Origin of the sequence: Serratia sp. 14-2641, from assembly GCF_001692375.1 — a bacterium.
GTDB lineage: Bacteria > Pseudomonadota > Gammaproteobacteria > Enterobacterales > Enterobacteriaceae > Chania > Chania fonticola_C.
In genome coordinates this window covers 1-596 of the sequence record NZ_LXKR01000027.1, presented here as the reverse complement: position 1 = coordinate 596, position 596 = coordinate 1, and the positions used below count along the sequence as shown (strand labels likewise).

The following is a 596-nucleotide window of genomic DNA, read 5'->3' as shown; positions in this document are numbered from 1 at the left end:
TCAGTGGTGTGCAGTAATGGCGTCAATGCCAGGGCTGATGTCGGCGGCAGAAGCAGTGGCGGACTGGGCGCGGATGTCAACGCGTCGGTCGGTGGCAGTAGCGGGGTCAATGCGGATGTCAACGCATCCGTCGGCGGCTCGAGCGGTGTCAGTGCGGGCGCCAATGCTTCGGTTGGCGGCTCCAGCGGCATCAATGCCAATGTTGGCGCGAATGTGGGCGGATCGAGCGGTCTTGGCCTTGGTGTCGGGCTTGGCATCGGCGGCTCCAGCTCGCCAGGCAATCCGGGGAACCCCGGTAATCCGGGCAATCCTGGAAACCCCGGCAACACGGGGCCGGTATCGCCCGGTGGCATGCGCAATGCCATACAGGCCTATAACGACATGTCGCGAAACGAGCAGATCAAGCTTGCCCGTCGTTGTGTCGATATTCTCGGCGGCGGATACGATGCGGCGCTGACGAAACTGTGCAAAATGATCCGGACGGCCTCGCGCTGAAGCAGGCTTTGCCCGTGTCAGAAAACTTCGAAGGGCGCCAACGGCGCCCTTCGGATCAATTGCCCTTGCGTCCAAAGGACAGAATTTTCTGCCGCAGGCTG

Annotated in this window: 1 protein-coding gene; it reads left to right on the top strand. The window is 62.2% G+C overall.

The features are described from left to right. A partial coding sequence (gene uppQ, locus A6U95_RS29720) for a polysaccharide biosynthesis GNAT family N-acetyltransferase UppQ (RefSeq protein WP_074423338.1) occupies positions 1 to 495 on the top strand: 495 nt, incomplete at its 5' end. Positions 496 to 596: the final 101 nt, after the last annotated feature.